The sequence below is a fragment of the Nostoc edaphicum CCNP1411 genome (assembly GCF_014023275.1).
In the GTDB taxonomy this organism is placed as follows: domain Bacteria; phylum Cyanobacteriota; class Cyanobacteriia; order Cyanobacteriales; family Nostocaceae; genus Nostoc; species Nostoc edaphicum_A.
The window spans coordinates 54,023-76,777 of record NZ_CP054697.1 but is presented as its reverse complement, the minus strand read 5'-3'; the positions used below and the strand labels follow the sequence as shown (position 1 = coordinate 76,777).

Annotated in this window: 21 protein-coding genes and 4 pseudogenes; 13 read left to right on the top strand and 12 right to left on the bottom strand. The window is 41.2% G+C overall.

What is annotated here, in order from left to right:
* Positions 1-158 precede the first annotated feature (158 nt).
* From HUN01_RS01915 to HUN01_RS01880, 8 genes and pseudogenes are all read left to right on the top strand, one after another.
* Positions 159-1,182 (top strand): annotated as a pseudogene (locus HUN01_RS01915) (IS4 family transposase).
* Between the two features lie 62 nt (positions 1,183-1,244).
* Positions 1,245-1,817: an ABC transporter substrate-binding protein gene (locus tag HUN01_RS01910; RefSeq protein ID WP_257797977.1), complete on the top strand. Its 573-nt coding sequence runs from the start codon at positions 1,245-1,247 to the stop codon at positions 1,815-1,817.
* Positions 1,818-1,888: 71 nt separating this feature from the next.
* Positions 1,889-2,998, top strand: coding sequence for an LLM class flavin-dependent oxidoreductase (locus tag HUN01_RS01905; RefSeq protein WP_181927419.1), 1,110 nt, complete (start codon positions 1,889-1,891; stop codon positions 2,996-2,998).
* A gap of 29 nt (positions 2,999-3,027) precedes the next feature.
* Positions 3,028-3,789 (top strand): class II aldolase/adducin family protein, encoded by a 762-nt coding sequence (locus HUN01_RS01900; protein ID WP_181927418.1) that lies wholly within the window; start codon positions 3,028-3,030, stop codon positions 3,787-3,789.
* Between the two features lie 46 nt (positions 3,790-3,835).
* Positions 3,836-4,867 carry an ABC transporter substrate-binding protein gene (locus HUN01_RS01895; protein ID WP_238845442.1) on the top strand — a complete coding sequence of 344 codons (1,032 nt, stop codon included), beginning with the start codon at positions 3,836-3,838 and terminating at the stop codon, positions 4,865-4,867.
* Positions 4,868-4,928: 61 nt separating this feature from the next.
* Positions 4,929-5,168, top strand: a complete 240-nt coding sequence (locus HUN01_RS01890) for a hypothetical protein (protein ID WP_181927417.1) — start codon at positions 4,929-4,931, stop codon at positions 5,166-5,168.
* Between the two features lie 303 nt (positions 5,169-5,471).
* Positions 5,472-6,092 (top strand): transposase, encoded by a 621-nt coding sequence (locus HUN01_RS01885; protein ID WP_420832735.1) that lies wholly within the window; start codon positions 5,472-5,474, stop codon positions 6,090-6,092.
* Positions 6,093-6,289: 197 nt separating this feature from the next.
* Positions 6,290-7,732: an NAD(P)-binding domain-containing protein gene (locus tag HUN01_RS01880; RefSeq protein WP_181927415.1), complete on the top strand. Its 1,443-nt coding sequence runs from the start codon at positions 6,290-6,292 to the stop codon at positions 7,730-7,732.
* Positions 7,733-7,809: 77 nt separating this feature from the next.
* Here HUN01_RS01880 and HUN01_RS01875 read toward each other — a convergent pair whose 3' ends face one another.
* Positions 7,810-8,502, bottom strand: a complete 693-nt coding sequence (locus HUN01_RS01875; protein WP_181927414.1) for a class I SAM-dependent methyltransferase — start codon at positions 8,500-8,502, stop codon at positions 7,810-7,812.
* A gap of 369 nt (positions 8,503-8,871) precedes the next feature.
* Positions 8,872-9,300, bottom strand: a complete 429-nt coding sequence (locus tag HUN01_RS01870; protein WP_238845440.1) for a bifunctional diaminohydroxyphosphoribosylaminopyrimidine deaminase/5-amino-6-(5-phosphoribosylamino)uracil reductase RibD — start codon at positions 9,298-9,300, stop codon at positions 8,872-8,874.
* A 303-nt stretch (positions 9,301-9,603) separates the two neighbouring features.
* Here HUN01_RS01870 and HUN01_RS01865 point away from each other — a divergent pair.
* Together HUN01_RS01865 and HUN01_RS01860 are read left to right on the top strand one after the other, a co-directional pair.
* Positions 9,604-10,701 (top strand): annotated as a pseudogene (locus HUN01_RS01865) (sulfate ABC transporter substrate-binding protein).
* Positions 10,702-10,875: 174 nt separating this feature from the next.
* Positions 10,876-11,136: a DUF7219 family protein gene (locus HUN01_RS01860; protein WP_181927413.1), complete on the top strand. Its 261-nt coding sequence runs from the start codon at positions 10,876-10,878 to the stop codon at positions 11,134-11,136.
* 2 nt (positions 11,137-11,138) lie between these two features.
* Here HUN01_RS01860 and HUN01_RS35920 read toward each other — a convergent pair whose 3' ends face one another.
* Positions 11,139-11,270, bottom strand: coding sequence for a hypothetical protein (locus HUN01_RS35920; protein ID WP_257797971.1), 132 nt, complete (start codon positions 11,268-11,270; stop codon positions 11,139-11,141).
* A gap of 212 nt (positions 11,271-11,482) precedes the next feature.
* Here HUN01_RS35920 and HUN01_RS36335 point away from each other — a divergent pair, with 212 nt between their 5' ends.
* Positions 11,483-11,626 (top strand): DinB/UmuC family translesion DNA polymerase, encoded by a 144-nt coding sequence (locus HUN01_RS36335; RefSeq protein WP_338044486.1) that lies wholly within the window; start codon positions 11,483-11,485, stop codon positions 11,624-11,626.
* Positions 11,627-11,795: 169 nt separating this feature from the next.
* On the opposite strand, the gene HUN01_RS01850 is transcribed toward HUN01_RS36335, so the two are convergent.
* The 9 genes and pseudogenes from HUN01_RS01850 to HUN01_RS01810 all read right to left on the bottom strand — a co-directional run bounded on the left by HUN01_RS01850 (position 11,796) and on the right by HUN01_RS01810 (position 18,496).
* Entirely contained in the window at positions 11,796-12,599 is an 804-nt protein-coding gene (locus HUN01_RS01850) for a phosphate ABC transporter ATP-binding protein (protein ID WP_181927412.1), read from the bottom strand.
* Complete coding sequence (gene pstA / locus HUN01_RS01845; RefSeq protein ID WP_181927411.1) at positions 12,599-13,438, bottom strand: phosphate ABC transporter permease PstA; 840 nt, start codon at positions 13,436-13,438, stop codon at positions 12,599-12,601. Before pstA ends, HUN01_RS01850 begins: the two co-directional genes overlap by 1 nt.
* A pseudogene (gene pstC, locus HUN01_RS01840) lies at positions 13,431-14,105 on the bottom strand (phosphate ABC transporter permease subunit PstC); the annotation flags it as partial. The pseudogene pstC and the gene pstA, both read right to left, overlap by 8 nt.
* Before the next feature lie 5 nt (positions 14,106-14,110).
* Entirely contained in the window at positions 14,111-15,109 is a 999-nt protein-coding gene (locus tag HUN01_RS01835) for an IS630 family transposase (protein ID WP_181927409.1), read from the bottom strand.
* 77 nt (positions 15,110-15,186) lie between these two features.
* Positions 15,187-15,369 (bottom strand): hypothetical protein, encoded by a 183-nt coding sequence (locus tag HUN01_RS35140; RefSeq protein WP_181927479.1) that lies wholly within the window; start codon positions 15,367-15,369, stop codon positions 15,187-15,189.
* Positions 15,350-16,204 carry a phosphate ABC transporter substrate-binding protein gene (locus tag HUN01_RS01825; protein WP_181927408.1) on the bottom strand — a complete coding sequence of 285 codons (855 nt, stop codon included), beginning with the start codon at positions 16,202-16,204 and terminating at the stop codon, positions 15,350-15,352. The genes HUN01_RS35140 and HUN01_RS01825 overlap by 20 nt, the downstream gene beginning before the upstream one ends.
* A 21-nt stretch (positions 16,205-16,225) precedes the next feature.
* Positions 16,226-16,531 (bottom strand): ArsR/SmtB family transcription factor, encoded by a 306-nt coding sequence (locus HUN01_RS01820; protein ID WP_163937280.1) that lies wholly within the window; start codon positions 16,529-16,531, stop codon positions 16,226-16,228.
* Between the two features lie 150 nt (positions 16,532-16,681).
* Positions 16,682-17,113, bottom strand: a complete 432-nt coding sequence (locus HUN01_RS01815) for a GNAT family acetyltransferase (protein ID WP_163937277.1) — start codon at positions 17,111-17,113, stop codon at positions 16,682-16,684.
* Positions 17,114-17,386: 273 nt separating this feature from the next.
* A pseudogene (locus tag HUN01_RS01810) lies at positions 17,387-18,496 on the bottom strand (IS630 family transposase).
* A gap of 273 nt (positions 18,497-18,769) precedes the next feature.
* Here HUN01_RS01810 and HUN01_RS01805 point away from each other — a divergent pair.
* Positions 18,770-20,677: an ABC transporter ATP-binding protein gene (locus HUN01_RS01805; protein ID WP_181927407.1), complete on the top strand. Its 1,908-nt coding sequence runs from the start codon at positions 18,770-18,772 to the stop codon at positions 20,675-20,677.
* 223 nt (positions 20,678-20,900) lie between these two features.
* A complete protein-coding gene (locus HUN01_RS01800; protein ID WP_181927406.1) occupies positions 20,901-22,652 on the top strand; it encodes an ABC transporter ATP-binding protein in 1,752 nt (583 codons plus the stop codon).
* Positions 22,653-22,755: the final 103 nt, after the last annotated feature.

Sequence of the window (22,755 nt, the reverse complement as noted above, 5' to 3'; positions counted from 1 at the left end):
TGAGTAGTGCCATCTTAGTTCGTGGTGATTCTCCCATTCAGAAATCGACTGATTTAGTAGGTAAAAAAGCAGAAGTGTTGAACGGTAAGAAAAATCCGATAAAAATAGCCCAAAATATGGTATTTTTGGGCGAAGGCTTAAACTATATTAGTTTGATTGTGATTATAAATTCATTTCCCAAAATTGTCAAAGATATCTTGAAAAGTCTGCCAAAAAATGATTATCCAGTATTGAATAGTCGTCTATTCTTTGAGTGCTGGCTATCCTATGCTCTGGATAATAGCTTAACAAGTATGCGAGATTTATTTAAGAGATTAAACAATACAGGATTTGAGGTAGATATTTCTACTTTTTCTAAAGCAAATTTACATCGAAGCCAAAAACAATTTCAAGGAATTTACCAAAAATTAAATGAATTAGTACAGAAGAAAATTCACAAAAAAATTACACGATAAATATGCTATTTGTCCTATTGATTCAACAATTATTACCCTGACAAGTAAATTGTTATGGGTTTTGGGTCATCATCAAGTCAAACTTTTTAGTTCTTTGAATTTAGCTACAGGTAGCCCAGAAGATAACTTGATCAATTTTGGACATGATCATGATTATAAATTTGGTTCCAAGATGATGTCTAGTCTCCCAACTAATGCTGTAGGGGTAATGGATAGAGGCTTTGCGGGATTAAAATTCATTCAAGAATTGGTACAAGAAAACAAATATTTTGTTTTGCGGATTAAAAACAATTGGAAACTAGAATTTGAGGATGCAACTGGATTAGTCAAAGTAGGTGCATCTGATGAGGCTATTGCCTATAGAGTCATTAATTTTTGTGATTTAGAAACGAAAACTGAGTTCCGCTTAGTGACTAATTTACCAAAGTCGGGAGATGCAGCTGTTAATGATGATGAAATTAGGGATATTTATCGATTACGTTGGGGAGTTGAACTCTTGTGGAAGTTTTTAAAGATGCACTTAAAACTTGACAAATTAATTACCAAAAACGTCAACGGTATCACCATACAAATTTACGTTAGTTTAATAGCTTATCTGATTTTACAGCTTTTATCTATTCCCGCACAATGGGGACATACACTATTAGATAAATTCCGCTATTTGCAATCTTGTATGTGTCAGAAAATCAGCTATGTTCATTGGTTTGAGGAGATGATGTTATGTTGACTAATTTAGCCTTTTTAGAGTTAGTGTAACTATCTATGTAAAGTTTTGTATCAGCATTCAACATTTCTGGTAAAAAAGTTGCAGTTAATCAAGGTGGTGCAGGCGAATATCTGTTATTAAAAGTTTTGGAAAAAGAAAATATTTCTTCATATAAAGTCCAGCGAGTTTATTTATCACCGAATGACGCTGCACCTGCTCTATATCAAGGTTCTGTTGATGCGTGGGCAGTTTGGGAACCTTATATTTCCATTGCCCAATTAGAGCATCAGGCACGGAGAATTACCACTAAACACCCTGCTCCTACCTACAGCATTATGGTTGTTCGTGGTGATGCAGCTAAAGAAAATCCTGTAGCAGTGAAAGCTGCTCTCACTGCTTTGAGTGAGGATGGTGAATGGTTAAATCAACATACTAATGCTGCATCAGATTTTTTAGTTAAAGAACTAAAAATCTCTGATACTGTAGCCAAGCAAGTTACTAAAAATCGAGGCCCAGAGTCTTACGTATTTCCTAATACTGAAGATATCACCAAGCTTCAGAAAACAGCTGACTGGTTACTAGAGCAAAAAATTATTCCGCAACGAGTAGATATTGCAACGGCAGTATGTCCGTTAGAAACTACCGCCGCTAGGTAGGAAAGATCAAAAGAGGCAAAGAATAACTACCACTAAAAACTTAAATAACAAAGATTTGGAGCAAAATTAATATGTCTGTGGAATTTATTGGCATGATTGGTACGCGAGAAGCGTCTGAATTACATGACCCTACTGTATCTCTCACGGGAGGAAGTATAGACTTAGCTTATGTCCGCAAATTTGCAAAAGTCCATGAAGATGGTGGCTTTGATCGAGTATTAGTTGGTTATAGTTCTACAGGGCCGGATGGCTTTAATGTAGTCAGTTATGTGGCTGCTGCAACTGAACGACTCAAATTTTTACTTGCACATAGACCGGGTTTTGTGGCTCCCACTTTAGCCGCCCGCAAATTAGCCACATTAGATCACTTTTCTAATGGTCGCGTTGCAGTGCATATCATTACTGGTGGAAGCGATGCCGAACAACAACGCGATGGTGATTGGCTCGATCATGATACTCGCTATCGCCGTACCGATGAATATCTTGATATTGTGCGGCGAGTTTGGACGAGTGAAGAACCTTTCGATTATCAAGGCGAGTTTTACCAACTCAAACAAGCATTTTCGGAAGTTAAACCTTTACAGCAACCACATATTCCGATATATTTCGGTGGTGCTTCTGGTGCTGCTGTGGATGTAGGTGCAAAGCACAGTAATGTATATGCGTTTTGGGGAGAACCCATAGCTGCTATTAAACAACGGATCGCAGAGGTGAAAGCCGCAGCACCGCCTGGAAAAGATTTACGATTTAGTGTTTCCTTGCGTCCGATTTTGGGCGAAACAGAAGCAAAAGCATGGGAAAAGGCGCGTTATATTCTCTCACGCATCAATGAAAGCCGTGCTAAAGCAGGTATTCAATTATCTGCTGGTGCTTCTTTGCGACCTCAAGCTGTTGGTTCATTGCGGTTATTGGATTTTGCTAAGGAAAGCGAAATTCATGATAAGCGTTTATGGACACCGATCGCAGCTGCTACTGGCGCTCGTGGTAATACTACTGCTTTGGTAGGGACTCCAGAACAAGTTGCAGAGTCATTATTTGATTACTACAAAGCTGGAGTGACAACACTATTAATTCGCGGTTTTGACCCGGTGGAAGATGCGATCGCCTACGGTCGAGATGTGATTCCTTTGGTACGTCAACAAGTACAACAACAAGAACGACAAATAGCAACCGTAGCTTAATGTACCTGTGAAACAAGAAAGAGAAAATCATGCCAAATTTCACTAGACCACAACCGCCAGTCTTTGAACGAGTTGAAGAAGAACGACTCCACCGCAAACAACGTCTTGCGGCTGCATTTCGGTTGTTTGCTCGTTTTGGCTTTAGTGAGGGAACAGCAGGCCACATCACCGCCAGAGATCCTGAGTTTACCGACCATTTTTGGGTAAATCCCCTTGGCAAGTACTTTGGTCACATCCGAGTTTCTGACTTGATTTTGGTCGATAGAGAAGGCGAAGTTGTCAAAGGTAATGCTCCTGTCAATCGCGCCGCTTTTGCGATTCATTCACAGGTTCATGAGGCGCGACCTGATATAGTTGCAGCTGCTCATGCTCATTCTCTGCATGGTAAATCTTGGTCAAGTCTTGGTCGCCTGCTTGATCCCCTAACTCAAGATGCTTGTGCTTTCTATCAAGATCACGCTCTATTTGATGACTATAAAGGAGTAGTTTTAGATACTTCAGAGGGTAAAAGAATTGCTGAATCTTTGGGAGACAAAAAAGCTGTTATTTTGAGGAATCATGGCTTTTTGACGGTGGGGCAGACAGTAGACGAAGCTGCTTTTTGGTACATTTCTTTTGAGCGATCGGCTCAAGCCCAACTACTTGCAGAAGCAGCTGGCAAACCACTTCCCATTGACCACGAAACAGCAACTTTTACTCATAACCAAGTAGGAACCCATTCTGGCGGTTGGTTTAGCTTTCAGCCACTCTATGACCGAATTGTGGGCGAAGAACCAAACTTACTAGAGTAGTTATTGGTTATTTTTCTTCATTGTCTTTTTATACCTAAAACTTAACGTGTCTACCAATTGGCTGCGGCAGAATTTTTTCTTCTCTCTGGGTTGCTTGTTAATAGCAACAACAGCTTGCTCAGAGGTTAAGTCCACGAGTCCGGTAACGATCGCTGCTAATCCTAGTCCATCTAAAATTGCAGTATCGAATACAACTCATTTGCGTGTTGCTAAGTATAAAGGTGGCTGGGACTTAAGTTTAAAGTTAGCTGGACTAGATGATTTCCCTTACAAAACTCAATTTACTGAGTTTACTGGGGGTAATTTGATGGTACAGGCAATTAATGCTGATGCGATTGACCTGGCCTCAGCTAGTGAAATTCCGCCGATTTTTGCGATTGAATCGAAAGCATCTGTAAAAATTATTGCCACTCTCAAAGGGCCGACGGTTGGTCAAGTTCTACTCGTACCCAAGAACTCGACTGCCAAAACGATCGCTGACTTTAAAGGTAAGAAAATAGGTTACGTTAAAGCCACAACTGCCCACTACTTCCTGATTAAGATGTTGGAAAAAGTCGGGCTGACTATGAAGGATATCAATGCAATTCCTTTATCAATACCTGATGGACTTTCGGCTTTTCGTAAAGGTGAGCTTGATGCTTGGGCTACCTACGGTTATTCCATCCCCCAAGCCGAAAAAGAAGGGGCGCGGGTGCTGGAATCTGCAAAAGATATTTTGAGCGGTAACTTCGTGATTATTGCTTCACCCAATGCGATCGCCGATCCGCAAAAGAAAGTTGCGATCGCTGATTTTCTCTGTCGTTTGCGGGAATCCCAAACTTGGCGGGAATCTAATCTTAAGCAGTGGTCAAAGAATTATGCAACTACCATTGATGTTGATGAAGGCATCGTTTATCAGGATGCCCAGCAAGGACAACAACAGCGTCGTCAAGAATTACTTCCTGTTTCTGACGAAGCTATTGCTTCTGGGCAAAAGGTTGCTGATACCTTTTTTCAAGCGGGTGTAATTTCTACAAAAGTTGATGTGAAACAACTTTGGGACAATAGTTTTAACGAAGATATCGCCAAATGCCAATAATTGCAGCAAGAAGTAAAAAGCTAAATGTCAAAATCACCTTATTTTTCATAAGGGTAAAAATATGTTTCATGGAATAGAAAGAGAATTATTAAATGGAGTACCTTGGTTATTTGGGCAACAGTCTCAATTACCAGAGCATCTCCAATTAACAGATTGCGAAGAACATGATATACGAAATATTTGGGAATTACCACCACAAGAATCTGCTGATAGTGAGCGTTCTATTAAGCAGGAAATAAAATGGTTTGAGATTTTTAGTAAACTAAAAAGTTTTTCTTTAAAGACACTCGCTAATAAATAAAAATAAGCGTTATCAGCTACTCAAATTAATAGAAAATTTCAACTAATTTGCAATGTGCAGTACACCTTTACAGGGTAGTACAGCACGGCGTAAATAAACAGACCATATTGGTGGGAGAATAAATAATCAGGTTAAAACCCGTTTGGGGGGCGTATCAAGGACTGAGGATGTGGCTAGATTAACTCCTAAAATATTAAATTTAAGCGATGGTGAGCGTGATCAAGTCCAACAGTTGATTAACAGACACAACACGCCACAACAGATAGTGCTACGAGCCAGAATAATTCTCACGGGGAGCGCACAATATCCATTGATGAAATGACAGGTATTCAAGCCACTGAACGCTTAGAAAAAGACTTACCAATGCGACCTGGTAAAGTTGAAATAAGGGAATTTGAGTACATCCGTCACGGTACACAAAGTTTAATTGCCAGTTTCGATGTTGCTACTGGTCAAATTGTCCAGCCGACTTGTTCAGATACAAGAACAGAAGTTGATTTTACCCTTCATGTTCGCCGAACAATTGAAACTGACCCAGATGCCAAAAAATGGCATCTGATTATGGATTGCCTGAACACTCATCAGTCTGAATCCCTGGTTCGTTTAGTTGCACAAATTGAAGGTTTGAATATTGACCTGGGTATTAAGGGAGAAAGTGGAATCCTCAAATCAATGAAATCCCGCACTACTTTCTTGAGTGATCCAACACACCGAATTGTGTTTCATTACACACCTAAACATTCCTCGTGGCTCAATCAAATTGAGATTTGGTTCAGTATTTTGGTTCGCAAGTTACTCAGAAGAGCCAGTTTCGTCAGTCAGGATGATTTGAAAAATCGCATCCTCAAGTTTATCGACTACTTTAACCAAACAATGGCTAAACCTTTTAAGTGGACATATAAGGGCAAAGTTTTGGCTATTTAATGGTCTGCTTATTTACGCCGCACTGTAGTAGTTTCTTTCAAGTATTTGGGTGACATCAGCACCACTTTGCTAACAGTCAGTAATTGTTTATTTGTAAAGCTTAATACTTAGATAAACTAATAATTAGCTTCTCATGATATTATGCTTTTCAGTATCACTAATCTCGATAAAATCTCACTTCATCCTCAAATACCGACATGACAACAACGACTGACCTCGATTTTGCCGCTCGTGAGGCGTTGCGCCTACTCGGCCCCGATCCCGAAAACTGGGTGAGCGATCGCGCAGATATTGACCACAATGTGACGATAGTAGGCGGTAGTGGCAGTGGCAGCACCTTCGCATTTGCCCTGCGGCGTGCCGGCATTGGCCGCGTGACAGTAATCGATGAGGCTCTTGACGAAGTTCATGCTGGCGTGTGGCTGACGCGGGCGCGGATGAAAAAGCTACGCACACCGAAAAACCTGCCAGGGCCAGAACTGGGTATTCCGGCACTATCATTTCAAGCTTGGTATGAGGCGCGGCACGGTGTTGAGGCATACACAGCGATTGACCGCATTCCACGAGTGGCGTGGGCTGAGTACCTCAGTTGGTATCGGCATTTTCTGGGCATTCCAGTTCGGTATCAGACGAAGTTGGTGCGGATTGAGCCGGACGCAGATTTCTTCCGTCTACACTTAGAAGTGAACGGTGTGGCGCAGGTGGAAACCACACGTAAAATTATCTTCGCCAACGGTGTAGCTGGCACTGGTGGCCCAAATATACCGCCTGTATTAGCATCTCTGCCACGCACCTTATATGCACATACATCTGATAAAATCGACTTCAACAACCTACGTGGCAAAACAGTAGCAGTGCTGGGTGCTGCGGCCTCGGCCTTTGATGCGGCAGGAGTGGCATTGGAATCAGGCGCTAAGGCAGTACACCTGTTCGCACGACGGCCAGCGATCGCATCTCTACCAGTCAATCGCCTCCGAGGTTATCCTGGCGCTTACTATAACTATCCGCAACTACCTGATGCAGCTCGCTGGTTCCAAGCTTGGCGGTTTAATCAGGTTGGTTCTACGCCACCACCAGACGCAATCGAGCGGGTAATAGCGTTTTCTAACTTCCACTTGCACTTATCTGCACCGTGGAAATCTGCTCACAATCAAGGCGATCGCATCGTCGCTCAGGTAAATGATGATGTTTTCGAGTTCGATTTTGCGATCGCTGGTACTGGTTACTTTGTTGACCCGACAAAGCGGCCGGAACTCGCCGAATTTGCACATCATATCGCCCTCTGGCGCGATCGCTATGATGCCCCAGCCGACCAGCGTGACGATCAACTCAGCACCCACCCTTACCTTGGCAGCGCCCATGAATACCAAGAGAAAGTACCTGGCAATGCCCCCTACCTGAAAGACATCCATGTGTTCAATCCTGCTGGCTTCGTAAGCTTCGGTCTGCCCATCGGTGACGTACCTAGTATCCGACGCGATGTGCCAGCAGTAGTGGCACGCATCAGCCACGACTTATTCTTTGCTGACTGGTCATTACACGAAGCCCGGATCACTAGCGGTAACATTTCGCCAGACTTCGACACATCATTGTATGCAGATGCGGTGTGGAAACAGCAAGCTAAGGTGACAGTCAGCTAAATCTGCGTAGCGTTTATAATTTACGCCTAATGTAAATTAAAATGGTCTGCACCCAGATGCGATCGCTATTTATCACTCTAAACCAACGTAATGTCTTGCACCTGCCACAATCCCAAGCTCTTATCTTTATATAAGCCACCTCCCTCAGTACATTGTTCATGTATCACTAATAGAGGTGTAGGGAAATTAAAAGGTTGTTTTTCCAAATTTAGTAAACGCCAGTCACCTGTCGTGATATCATCGTTGTCTTCACAATGGAGGAAGGTAGTTGTTAGTAGATAACCAATTTGGCTACTTTTAATATTATCGAGAGCTAAAAAAATGTCTGCTATTGAAAGATGCACAAAGCAATCTCGGCATAGCAATATGTTTGCTCTTGGTAGAGGATCACTTGTTAAATTCAATGTCAGAAACTGACACTTTTTACTTCCGTAACGCTTCTGGTTCTCAGTAATCAGTTCAGGTACAATATCTGCGCCGATGTAACTTGAAATAGGTAAGTCTATGAACTGCATCCAACTGAAATCTCCGCAGGGGAGATCGAGAAGTACCTCTACTTGTAATGTTTTAAGTAATGCTGGAAGTTGAGCTTCAATCTGTTGTGTTTGTCTTCTACTAGCACCCTCCCCTGAAATTGAATTAGCTCCACGCCAATGATTCGTTTGGAAGATGTGCCGGAAGGTATCGCTGGGCAGTAAGTTCACACCTAGATATGTGAGCTTTTCAAAGTAGTAAGGATCGAAAGGAACATTGTCTCGTCGTTTGTTCATGATCTGATCAACTGTAGTCCTTGATGCAAGAGTTCATGAAGGACTTTTTTGCTGAAGTAAGAAAATATTACATTATCTCCAAGCGATGTATCAGCTAAATCATAAACATAGACAGTGGTCATAAATTAATTGGTAACACTGATTGAAAAGACAATTATACCTTAAACTACGATAAATCGTTGGATTTACTGTAATATGTAATAATAAGTTTCACTCTGACAATCTTAATGGGTATAGCTCAATACGTTTGGGTTAAGCCGAAAAAATTAAGAAATTAAAATTGGAGCATTCTGTTAGAATACGGGTGAGTAAGATTACAGCTTAGAGATTATGTGTATGCAGTGAAACGATATCGTAATTGGTAATTCATCACTTTAATAAATATCGTTGAAGAAAAGCATTCACTTCATCAGCAAATAAGCCGACATGAACTGTTTTCCCTGCTTCTTTGAGAATATCTAATCCTTTACCGTTATTGCGAGGATCTGGATCAACTATCGAGATATATATTTCCTGAATGCGTGGATCTTTAGCGATCGCCAAAGCACAAGAAGGTGTGCGTCCCTGAAAAGAACAAGGTTCAAGAGTAACGTACATTTGCAATTTTTGCAAATCTTGACCTTGAATTTGGGTTAGTGCATCAGCCTCAGCATGATGTTTTCCGGGGGAATGCGTATATCCTGCTGCTACTATCTTGCCAGAATGGACGATTACACAACCTACTGGTGGGTTAGGTAAGCATTCTAGTAAAGCTTTTCTGCTTTGAGCTAAAGCAGCTAACATAAATTTATCATCCATATTCTTGAATCTTTAAACCTTTTGCAGAAGATTTAAAAGTCAGAACGCTAACAATCATCCTTTGCTGCCGCAGCCCTAAAGAAGCGCGAACACTAAGGCTCTTGTTTTAGCAACGTTAAGCCTCTTTGTATGCGTAATCAACATACAACTTGTTTAAATTTAGGTTAACCAAAGGTTATGTAATGAATCTCAACTATCTTATAATACCTCTAAACTACAGTAAATCTCTCGGCTTACCGAATTTAATAGAGGAGTAAAATTTTGAGAAATAAGGAGCAGCATACTTGGAAGTTAAACACATATATCACTAAACCAGTTCAGACTCGTACTGTTAAAGCTTGGCAAGCTATAAGAAACTGGGGGTTTATATCTCTATTTTTGGTGGGAGTAAGCTTAAGTATAGTGATGGGTGCTTGTTCTTCGGCTAATGTTGATAACACTGGTAATAGAATCGCCACTTCAGAGCGTGATATAAACCTAACGTTTGTTTCTTACTCAGTGACAAAGGCTGCATACGAGCAAATTATTCCACAATTTGTAGAAAAATGGAAAAAAGAGCATAACCAAAATCTGAAGTTTACTGAAAGTTATGATGGGTCTGGTTCTCAAACCCTAAATGTGATTGATGGTTTAGAGGCTGATGTGATACACCTGTCACTAGCCCTTGATGTTGACAAACTGGTTCAGACAGGTTTCATTCAACCGGGTTGGGAAAAAGAAGCACCAAACAATGCAATTGTTACCCAATCTGTAGTCGCAATTGCTACTCGTGAGGGGAATCCCAAAAATATTAAAACTTAGTCAGATTTGGCACGCCCCGGTGTGAGTGTGATAACAGCCAACCCGAAAACATCTGGTGGTGCGCGTTGGAACTTCCTAGGTTTGTGGGGTTTCGCTACAAAAACTAGCAATAATGAGAGTCAGGCATTAGATTTTATTTCCAAGGTCTATAAAAATGTACCCTTACAGCCCAAGACTGCTCACAATGCCAGCGAATTGTTCTTTAAACAAGGTCAGAGTGATGCCTTACTCAATTATGAAAATGAAATGATCTTATCAAAACAAAAGGGCGAAAAGTTTTCGTATGTTGTCCCTAATGTCAATATCTCTATTGAAAATCCTATTGCTATAGTAGATAAAAATGTTGAACAACACGCTACTCGAAAAGTTGCAGAAGCATTCGTTCAATATCTTTACACTCCAGAGGTGCAAAGAGAATTTGCCAAAATAGGGTTTCGTCCTGTTGATACTACGATCGCAAAAGAACTGACTAGCAATTTTCCTCAAATTAAAACTCTGTTGAAAGCTGAGGATTTAGGAGGCTGGAAGAGTATTGGGCAGAAATTTTTTAGTGAAGGTGCTATTTTTGACAAAATTCAAGCTCAGAAACCGTTAACCTAAATTGCTGAAATATTTCGACTCTCAATTTGACGATTCTGGACTATGAGTCATACTAAAAAAAGGCTCATAATTCCAGCGATCGCTAACTATATTTCCCAACAACTATTGATTAAGGAGATAGTTTCAACTGGGTTGACATCATTCGTGAAAACTTATTAGTAAAAAGGTGAAGTCATGAACCAGTCTCAGGGAGAAGACAAAAATAAATTCCTTTACCCTCGTGGTCGCTACTACGGACAAGTTAAACCAGAAAACTTAGTGTTTAATGCTAACTTGCAAGAATTTGCTCAAAAAGTTGGCATGATCACCAGTTTAGAAAGCAATGGTAAGCTTGACCCAGAAGATGCTTATCAGCAAATTAAGGGACTTTGGAAACAGTTAAAGCATAGTAAGAAGGAACTGGGAATTGGTGAGGAGCCATCGGCAACAGCCTGAAGTTATTCTAACTTCGGGGTAATCACCTCAAACTCATTGCGCCTGAGTGACACTAGAATATTTTCCTCATCTGAATCTACAAGAATTAAGCCAGCGTATGCTTGATTGACCATCTGAGTCTGGCTCTCGACCACAAACAACCCCAACTTTTCCAGTTACATAGAAAGGACGTAGAATCAAAACTGTGTCTCCTACTTCAGGAGGGTCTGGGGTCTGCAATAGCGCTCCTAAAGGTGTTAGCTCTGAAAAATGGACTTATACAAGTGAAAGCTCTGTTGTATAACCTTATCTTAATCAAGGCTTAATTCCTAGCTAATCTTCCTGTTGATGCAAGTGATGGAATGCTTTGAGGCTAGAGCAGCACTTCACAAGGGGATGCACGTTAACGTTAAAAATCAAGTTCTCTGGCTATCATCAGATAACCCGCAATAAGACAATGGCTTACTACACCCGTGAATTAGATGCCATAATCACCACAGCCACATTCTAATTTCGAGGTAATCGCCTCAAACTCATTGCGCCTGAGTGACACTAGAGTTAAATTAATGGTCAAGTAACTAATGGCACGCTTGTAAACGTGATAATTATCGCTAGGTCTGGGTGTGGGGGGGTTGGGTGTCGGGCGTAGGAAACAATATTTACCAGTGTGGATGTGAAGACTACCCGCGAATACCATTCACATAACCAGCCGTCAAATCGTTCTGTGGTGCGGTAAAAATCTGTTCGACTGTACCATACTCGATTAATCTTCCCATTTCTGCTTGTACCCAAAACAGGGCAGCGTAATCGCCAATGCGTCTAGCTTGAGCGAGGTTGTGGGTGACAATTACCACTGTGTAACGTCCTCGCAAACTGGCAATTAAATCCTCAACTACCCCACTAGAAATCGGATCGAGGGCACTACAGGGTTCATCAAATAATAAAACTTCTGGTTGCAGAACTAAAGCACGAGCAATACACAAACGCTGCTTTTGTCCGCCAGACAGAGATAAGGCAGAGGTATGAAGTCGATCCTTGACTTCGTTCCACAGTCCGACATCTTGGAGTGTGGTTTCAATCAGCCAATCAAGTTTTTCGCGGTTTTTGATCCCGTGTTCTTGTATTGGAAATGCCAGATTCTTCCAGATTGAGAAGGGGAAAGGATTGGGCTTTTGAAAGATTGTACCCACACGCCGACGTAGGGCGATCACATCTATCCGATTATTAAGAATTTCTAACCCATCTAAACGAATGCTTCCTACAACTTTGGTATGAGGTATTAAATCAGTCAAGCGATTGAGACAACTCAAAAAACTGGTTTTGCCACAACCAGAAGGCCCCACCAGTGCGGTAATCTTGCCTGCTGCGAGCGGCATGGTTACGTCTCTAAAAGCAGCTTTTTTGCCATAATATAAACTCAGCTGCTCGGTTTGCATTGAAGGCAGAGATAACCGAGAATTTTGTCTAAGTTGCGATTTGTTCATTAAGATGTAATCCTCCTACCTAACCAAAATCGGGCTGTCCACGTTGCGATACTATTTACCAGCAACAATAAAATCAACAACACCAAGGCAGAGGCGTAGGCGTTAGCATCTCCACCAGCAACATTCATTGATAAATCGAAAATGTGAATCGATAGCGATCGCCCAGAATCAAGTAATGACTCTGGCATTCGATCTACATAACCACTGGTAAAAATCAGTGCGGCTGTCTCAGCGATCGCTCTGCCAATTCCCAGAACCAAACCCACAACTAATCCAGGTGTCGCTGCTGGTAATAGCAATTTACCTAATGTGGTAGTGCGTGATAATCCTAAAGCCGCAGCCCCTAATCGGTAATCAGCCGGAACAGCCCGAAGTCCTGCTTCTGCGGAACGAATCAGTATGGGCAACACCATACAAGCCAAAGTCAACCCACCGGACAAAATCGAAAAGCCTAATCCCAAGTGAATCGAGAAAAAGGCGTTACCAAACAAGCCAAAAACAATAGATGGGACTCCCGCCAACACATCCAAACTGCGACGCACTAAACGCCCAAAGACACTTTCAGTGGCTGTAAACTCGGCTAACAGTACGGCAGTACCAACACCAAGGGGGAGAGAAACCGCCATACAAACGCCCAATATCAGACAAGTAGAAATCAGAATCGGGGCAATTCCTCCCTCTCGTCCCGCATTCCGAGGTTCAGTTGTCAAAAATTCCCAGGAAATGTGCCCTACACCGTGCCACACGATATCGCCTAAAATCCAGCAGAAAACGGCACTGACAAATAAAGCGATCGTCCAAAGCACAAGAGTAGGTAGTGGAAGCGATTTTTTAGCCATAAATGCTTTTCCTGCTTATAACTTCGGCAACGCCTACTAAAGCGGCGATCGCCACCATTAGCAACAAGCCACTGACAAACAGTGCTGAACGGTGATTTCCTGTGGCATAAGCCATTTCTAAAGCAATATTGGCAGTGAGGGTGCGAAGGGGGTCAAATAAGCTTGTGGGTATTTGGACGACATTGCCACAAACCATCAAGACTGCCATTGTTTCGCCAATGGCCCGTCCCGTTCCTAAAATCAAACCAGTAAATATACCAGACTTAGCAGCCGTTAAAACAACGCTTCTGATTGTTGCCCAGCGAGAAATTCCTAAAGCGGCTGCACCCTGTAAATACTCATTCGGGACTTCAGAAAAACTGGCTTGTGCTGTTAAGGCGATCGTTGGCAAAATCATTAATGTCAAAATAGCGATTCCCGCAAGCAGGCTTGCTCCTGGTGGTTGGAGTTTACCAATCAGTGGCACGAGGACGACCAAACCCCAGAACCCGTAAACTACAGAAGGAATACCTGCCAGTAACTCAATTAACTGCCGATAAAATCCGCCAACCAAAGGAGGAGCATAATACTGACAAAATATTGCCGAGCCAATCCCTAAAGGTGCAGCCAACAGTACAGAACCGAGTGTCACCAACAGACTTCCCCACAGCATTGGCATCAGGTTATAAGTAGCTAAACAAAATTAATTACATAGTTTTTACCAAACTCTCGAAGAATCTTTTCCACAGATGCTACAAAAGCTTGCCAATTTTTGTAAGCATCAATTTCAATCCATTGATACTTGATGAATCGCCACAAAATTTCAATCAAATTTAACTCAGGTGAATAGGAGGGTAATTGAAAGATGGTAATACCACGTTCTGACCATTCTTCAATTTTATCAAGAATAATCCCACTGGTATGAATAGAGGATTGATCAACAACAATCACGGTCGGTTTATCTACCTGAGTAAAGAACGCATCAATGCAAGCAATAATTACATCCGAATTAATACTTTGAGTTGAAACATAAGTTTCAAGGTGATTATTTCGATTCATGATTCCTAAAACATTCAAGCGCGAACTACGGCGACTAGGAATAGTTAAATACTCTCCGATATTTTGCCATCCATAAGGAACAGAAGGAATGAGACAAAATCCGGTTTCATCTAAGTAATATAAATTAATTTTACCTTCATCTTCTAATCGTTTTAACTCTGTTAACTGTGCTGATTTTTCTTTGTATTCTATAGGGTCTGGCTCTCCTCCAACATCTCGTCGCATTCTATGCCAACTCATATAAAAATTTCTCAATATTCTTTTAATCGTTTCAGTGCTAACTTCAATATCCCATTCTGATTTAATTTTTTCTAGCGTCTTTTTTAGTTGTCTTGGTTCTTGTTTCGCCCACTCTCTAATTTCTGCTTCTTGTTCTGGCCTAAATATTCGTTTTCTCCCTCTCCCCGGTTTATTATACAGTCCTACCATTCCCTCCGATTCCCAACGATTTATCCAGTTATATATTGTCTTATAACTAACATTAAATATTGTCATTAATTTTTCTAACTCTATTCCCTGACAGGCTAGCATTAAGAAATGCGCTCTTTGCCGCACCTGATGATATCGACTTTGGCGATAGATGCGCTCCAGTAGTTTCAAAGAAAGCGGATTGATTTCTCTCAAAAAAATCATTTAAAACCTAATTTTTATCTAAGTAAATCCGAAATTATATTATATATTGATTTGTGTAATTAATTTTGTTCGATTACTTATAATCCTTCACCTGGATGCCAAGATGGATCGCTGACAAAACGCAACCATCCTACCTGTCGCAGTATTGGCAATGCTTCGAGTAATAAGAATCCGGTAATTAAGACAACAATAATACTTGTGATTAGAGCTAATAACCGTAATATCCACAGGAGAACGATATCACTTTGAGACGGGGACAAAATCTTGCTTTTTAACAATTTCATGGACTTGCGGCGACTGTGCAAACTCAATAAATGCTCGATCTAACCCTGCCGGCTGAGTTTTAGTAACCAAATTCAGGGGACGGGAAAGTGGAAACTTTCCATTTCGGACATTTTCTGTGGTGGCTGCGACTCCATTCAAAGGCAATAACTTAATCGCATCGCCGTTGTTGATACTAAATTCAGCAGTACCAATAGATACATATCCAATGGCGTTAGGATTACCTGCTACTGTCTTAATGCCTTGCTGATTGTCCCCAATCACAACCGATGATTTGATATCGCTATTCTTAAGTTTGAAGTAGCCAAGAAACAATTCCAGCGTAGAACGTCCCTCAGCTTTGTTGACAACTGTAATCGGTGCATTTTTGCCACTAACTTGTTGCCAGTTGTTAATCTTACCAGTGTAAATATCGATAACTTGTTGATTTGAGAGGGATTTTATGGAATTTTCTTTATGCAAAATAATGCCAATTCCATCGCGGGCAATAGCAAAAGCTTGTAAGTCTTTCTCCTCCTCTTTGAGGCTACGAGATGCCATCCCAATGTTAGCAACGCCTGTACGCGCATCAGCAATACCGCGAGATGAACCTCCTGTTTGCACATCCACTCGGACATCAGGATGTTCTGATTCAAATTGCTTACCAATTTCTGCTGCCAACGGTGCTACTGTACTAGAGCCTGTTAAAACTAACTTTCCCTGTAATTGATTGGTTGGTTGAGTCGCTGTTTTTGAAGATTGCGTACAAGATAGTAGTCCCAAGCAAATTGTGAAACCGACAGTAATAAATGCTAGGGTTTTGAGTTGTTTCATCGAAAAATTGCGTCTAAATTTTTATTCAAAACAGAGCAGACAACAGCCTAAATCAATTGCTTTACCAGTGTTGACCTGTCGAATCGTCGGTACAAAATGATAAAGTACTGCCTTGCCATCTCGTGTCGCCTCCACAAAACCTGCTTCTCGCAAAATTTTCAAATGGTGGGATAACAAACTCTGCTCTAGCTTCAAGACAGCATTCAGTTCTCCGACGTGTTTCGGGCCTTCCATGAGAATTTTCACAACAGATAGACGTGTCGTATCTGCTAAAGCTTTAAGTTGACGGGCGCAAAAGTCTGTAGATGATGCATTTTTAAAGTTCATCACTTATCCTTGCTATGGCTTGAATAATCATTGATATGAAAAATGTTTCAAACCTTCTAGAGTCTATCATATTTCTTTTTCCAGAGTGATAGAAAGTGCGGAACGGATCGCACAATTACAGACTATGCATGAATAGCATCGCAATTCAGATCATGACTCATCGGATTCAAGACGTTTGCCCAAGCTGATAACATCGTCAACAACATATCCCAAACGTTCATAAAATCTAATAACTTCGCTATTTGTAGTCCGCACTAGCAAATTAATTTTCGGACAACCTGCTTCCACAAGAAGTTGTTCGGCTTCTAAAATCATCAACCTTCCAATTCCTTGACGCTGATATTGTGGGGCAACTGCAAGGTAATTTATCCAACCTCGATGCCCCTCATACCCTGCCATAACTGTTGCTATAAGCTTCTGCCCAGTTGTACCTACAAGAAAAAGATGGGGTTGTACACAAAGCTTTCGCTCAATGTCCCTTTTGGGATCATTCCAGGGTCGAGTTAAACCACACCGTATCCATAAGGCAATGACGGCAGACTCATCAGTAAGTTCAAAAGTTCGGATCTCTATATCTGCCATCGTAATCATGCTATTTGCATAGCATCGCTATGATCACACTACCTTGATAAACCATCCCGTTGATTTACGCTCGACACAAAGCATAAGCCAAGAATTAACTAATCATTCTCATAGCAAGAATTGCTATATATTTTTCTGCTTGCTTTTTACTCTGGTTCATGAGACTATTAAACTTCATTAAATACGATAACTTGACCGATTAACAGTACTTTGTTCAAAGTGGTTCCAGTAACTAAAACAAGCAGTTGGAAATAAGCTGTTACGCAGCTAAATTTAATAAACAGCATTACCTTTATTTTTAATTTTGCGTTCCCATTTAATAATAAGACCTCCTTCATTTAACAATTTATTTAACAACTCTTCTAGCTGTGATACTGACTCGAACAATCTATGAGCTATATATTCTTTTGCTGAATGCCAAACCAATTCAATCAAATTATAATCTGGACTATAAGGTGGTAGAAATTCCAGGATAATATTTGGCATTTCTGCCTTGATACGAACTAAAATATCTTTTCTTTTATGGAAGCTGGCATTATCTAAGATAATCACTATTTTCGCAGAACATTTATTGAAAGTCTCAATTCTATTTCCTTGCTCTATCCATTCTTGCAATAGAAAATTATTCAAAGATTGAAGCTGCTCATAAAATACATCGGCATTTCCTTTTTTAATCACAAAATTCATTCTCTTCTTGTCGTGATAACGTAACCCTCCCATAATATTTACTCTTCCTCTTCTTCTTTGACCTGTGATTTGTTTCCTTGTACCTTTCTTACCCCCAGTTTTTTTCTTCTTATCACTCTTAAACTAAATCCACTCTCATCCCAAAACCATACCTGTAAACGCTCTGGGGCTTCCTTTGTTATTCTTAAGTATTCTGACAATTTTTTCTTTAAATGCCTTACGCATTTCAGGATTCTGTTTGTCCTCTAGGCTGTATTTTGCCCAAAGGTAAACGTACTTTTTTCGCTCTAATATTCTCCCAACTTGTGAACCACTTAACTTAATTCCTGTTATCTTTTCGAGGTATGTAGCTAGTCTTGCTGCTGTCCAACGACCAAATTCATACCCATACTCTAGTGGCTCTTTTTCAATTATTTCTAATAATAAATCCTCATATTCTTTGGTAACTTTGCGGAAGTTCCCTTCTCTTCTTCCATCTAAAAAACTTTCTAGGTTATCTGGATCGCCGTGAACTGCCCAATATGCTACTGTTGGATATGCAATATCTAAAAACTTACTAATCTCTTGATAAGTTTTTCCATCATTCATTAATAATAAAATCAGAATCTTTTCTCTTACGTAGGGATTTTCATGCTCTTTTAGCGTTTTTAGTAGCCTTTCCTTCTGCTCTTGGGAAAGATGATTTTTTGCTGGCATAGATGGCTGATACTAAATTAATTACTTAATCTAATATTATACAATCTAGCTGCGTAACAGCTTAGAAGAAGTAAAATATCAGCTTAATCTGGAATCAAGAAGACCGGAAATTTACAGATTGCTCTAGTAGCAAATATATCAAAAAAGCAATGATTACATGACCTAGCGAAAAACTAACTTTGCCACAACTAAAAGCAACCTGTAAAGCAGTCACAAATCTATATACAAGACTGATCTAACTTGTTAATGCCATTCGTCCTGGGGGATCAAACTATGACATCATCAAAGACCTCTAACATTTTTGGTCGGCTTGACCCCTTTGAAGTATCAATCAATAAGCCTAACTCCTTTGTCAGCAATGTCTGGCGACTGCGGCACTGGATGGCTCCGTATCGCTGGCGCATTGCGTTAGCTCTGCTGTTTGCAATGCTTTCGGCTACATCTGCCGTTTTGATACCAGTTGTAGTAAGCCGGGTGGTAGTGGACGGGATCTTGATGCATAATTACCGGACTGATCTACCAGATTATGGACAAACGGCATTAATCCAATGGTTAGCAACTACATTAAACACTGAACAAATAATTGCTGCCGCCCTTGTTGGTTTACTTTGGGTACTACTGTGGTCTGGCTTTGGGTATGCCTTCCGCTCTCAGCTGTCTTATGCGGCACTGTTGGGTTTGAGTGACTTGCGCCGCGATTTGTTTGCCCATGTCGAGCATTTGCCATCTGCTTTTTACGATCGGGTTATGGTTGGGCAGGTATTGACCCGGATTGCTAACGATATCGAGAGTTTGTCCGAACTTTTGACTGGTGTCGGTGCGTTGGCTGGAGAATTGATTCCATTGATTGTTGCTGTAAGCGTAATGTTGTCTTTGGATGCGATGCTTGCCGTAAAACTATCACCTTTGATGTTGTTTGTGGCGGGTGTAATCGTAATTTTTAGACTTTATTCTAGTTCGATCTATCAGGTCATCCGTGCCACCTTATCGCGTCTCAACGAGCATTTGCACGAACACTTATCGGGAATTGAAATTGTGCAAATGTCCGGGCGAGAAGCATTGAGCTTTCAACAGTACTCTGCGATTAACCAAGCCAATAAAGTAGCCGAGACTAAGGCTATCATGGCAGAGACTGTATACAATCCGATCATCGACAACATATCCTATTTAGCGATCGCTAGTATCTTGTGGTTAGGTGGGCAACACGTACTAAACCAGACTACTACCCTGGGATCGGTCGTGTTGTTCTTGCAATTTAGCGATATGTTGTTCCGTCCGATTGTGGCTTTGGGGGATCAAGCAAATGCGGTGTTTCGAGCGGCGGCAGCCTGTGAACGCATATTCGGGTTGTTGGACTGGAAGGAATCTTTGTCCGTGCCGTTGCAACCTATACCTTTACCTGAAGGTTTGGAAGGTCGAATTGAGTTTCGCGATCTGAATTTTTGTTATGAAAACGGCGAAACAGTTATTCGTCACTTTAATTTTACTGTAGCACCAGGAGAAAACATTGCCATTGTCGGGCCCACTGGTTCTGGCAAGACAACATTGACGCGGCTCATCTGTCGTTTCTACGATGTGCCTGAAAATAGCTTATTCATAGATGGCATCGATATCATGCAGATAGATCCTGCACAGATCCGCAAGCGTGTAGGTATTATCTTTCAAGACTTTCACCTTTTCCCTGGTACTGTCTATGACAACATCGCCTTGGGTAATCCAACTATTACGCGGGAAGATGCTCGAAAAGCCGCTGAACTAATACAGACCCTAGATTTCATTGAAGCCTTGCCACTAGGCTTTGATACGGTATTGGAAGACCGTGGCCAAAATCTATCGCAAGGACAACGCCAGTTATTAGCGTTTACTCGTGTCATTGCCTTAAATCCTGAAATTCTGATTCTGGATGAAGCCACTGCTAGTATTGATCCGGAAACTGAAGCTGCTATACAAGCAGCTTTGGTGAAAGTAACAGCCAACAGAACTTCTATCACCATTGCCCACAGATTACAGACTATTCGCCGAGCAGACCGCATTGTGGTTTTAAATCATGGTCAACTAGTGGAGGTAGGAAACCACAAGGAATTAATGCTTCGTAATGGTTTTTATAAAACCCTCTATGAAGCGCAATTGTACAAGCGTAGACGTGAAAACACATCATCCCGCCTAACTCAGGATGTCTAAATATTGAGGCAATTTTTCAGAAATACGTTTGTACAAAAAATGAATCTTAAATAAGCTGATTTCCAACTGTATTAACTTTATTATTTGATTGGAAATTACAGGCTGTAAGTCTTATTGAATGTAAATTGCTGCAACTGAGTAATTTTACAAAATTATTGCTTTTATCTAATAGATATGTCTCTCTATACAGCCAAATTAAACTGATAATAACTGACCCCAAAAAATGAAATCAAATTTACATACTTTAACTGTGTTACAGCGAATTTTTTACTACTTCCAACCTTATCGTTTCCAGTGGTTAATAGCAGTAATAGCTCTTCTGAGTGTTCACGTTGTTGAGGCTGTCATTCCGATCTATTTAAAAGTCGGTATTGATTTGATTTCAAAACAGGATGAAAATATTTTATTACCGACTCTGGCGATACTTAGTTTGACAGTTGTGCGCTTTGCTATCCTGCACTTTGGTCGTCGCAAAAATGCACTGATTTCAATTTACATATCTTATGATTTACGGCAAGCATTCTATGCACACTTGCAAAGGCTTGGTCGTGGCTTCTATGCAAACTATCATTTGGGTGACTTGATTGCACGAGCGACTAATGACATGGAATCCATTCGTCGCTTTTTCCGGTCTGGTGTGCATCGACTGGTGAGCCTTATTGGTGTGATGTTTATTGCCCCAATTTTTATGTTACAACAGTCGCCCCAGTTAACATTGTTGCTCCTGCCTTTGCTAGTAGTAATAGTTATTAATGGCTGGTATTTAGCTGGGCGTATTTTGTTGGCATCAGCAGCGGTACAAGCGGGTTTTGGTAAGTTGACAGAAACAGTGCAGCAAAACCTCAAGGGTATTCGTACCATTCAGTCTCATGCCCAGGAAGAGCGTGAGATTAACCATTTTACAGGCGTGTCAAATTGTTATGCGCTAGCTCATCAAAAGTTGATCAATTTGAACGCTATTCTCACTGCCTCCATTGTGCTGGGTAGTGGTCTGATGACCTTAATTGTTGTTGGCGTGGGTGGTAAGCAAGTCTTGGCTGGGCAAATCAGTGTTGGCACGCTGACAGCTTTCATCTTTTATTTGGCAATGATTTTGGGGGTGATCAAGGAAAGCAGTTTTGTTATGTATGCTTTACTCAATGCCATTACTGCTGCAACCAGAGTATTTGAGATTATGGATGAAAAGCCAGAGATTGAAGATGTTCCAACAGGCTTATCAGTTCAGCCTATCAATGGCGAAATTGCAGTTGAAAATCTATTGTATAGTTACCCAGTTAGTTCTGGGCTGCCATCGCGTCTGGTTCTAGAACAGATATCCCTGAGTATCAGCCCTGGCGAAATGATTGCCATCATCGGTCGTGTCGGCTCTGGCAAATCTACCTTGTTACGACTGCTGGCCAGGCAATTGGAGCCTAATAGTGGACAAATCAAATTGGATGGGCAAGATTTAAAAGACGTTCCACTGAATCACTTGCGTCAGAATCTGTCATTTGTACCCCAAGATGCTTTCTTATTTGCAGCACCAATTTCAGAAAATATTTCATTCGATAAGCCAGATCGACCACCCGAATCTATTTGGCAGGCTGCTCGATATGCACAGCTTGAAGCAACAATTAACAAATTTAGTGCAGGTTTATCCACATTAATTGGTGAGCGTGGGGTAACTTTATCAGGTGGGCAGAAACAAAGAACCAGCCTAGCTCGTGGGCTGATTCGCCAGACCCCCATCTTGCTGTTAGACGATTGTTTTTCTGCATTAGATACTAAAACTGAGGCTTTAGTTCTATCGCAATTGCGAGCGATCAGGAATGGACTTACTACAGTATTAGTTTCTCACCGTTTGTTGGCGACACGTTATGTAGATAGGATATACGTACTTGAGCAAGGGCGTATCGTGGAAGCTGGCAGCCATAACGAACTAATTGTCCAGGATGGTTATTACGCCAAGCTAGTTAGTATGCAAGACGAAGCTTGACCTGTTGTGGATCAAACCCAACCGTCCCCCCTCGCCCCCAAAAGACACTCCACCATCAACCTGACACCGCCGCTAACCCCGGTAGCAATCGCCCCCTATATGA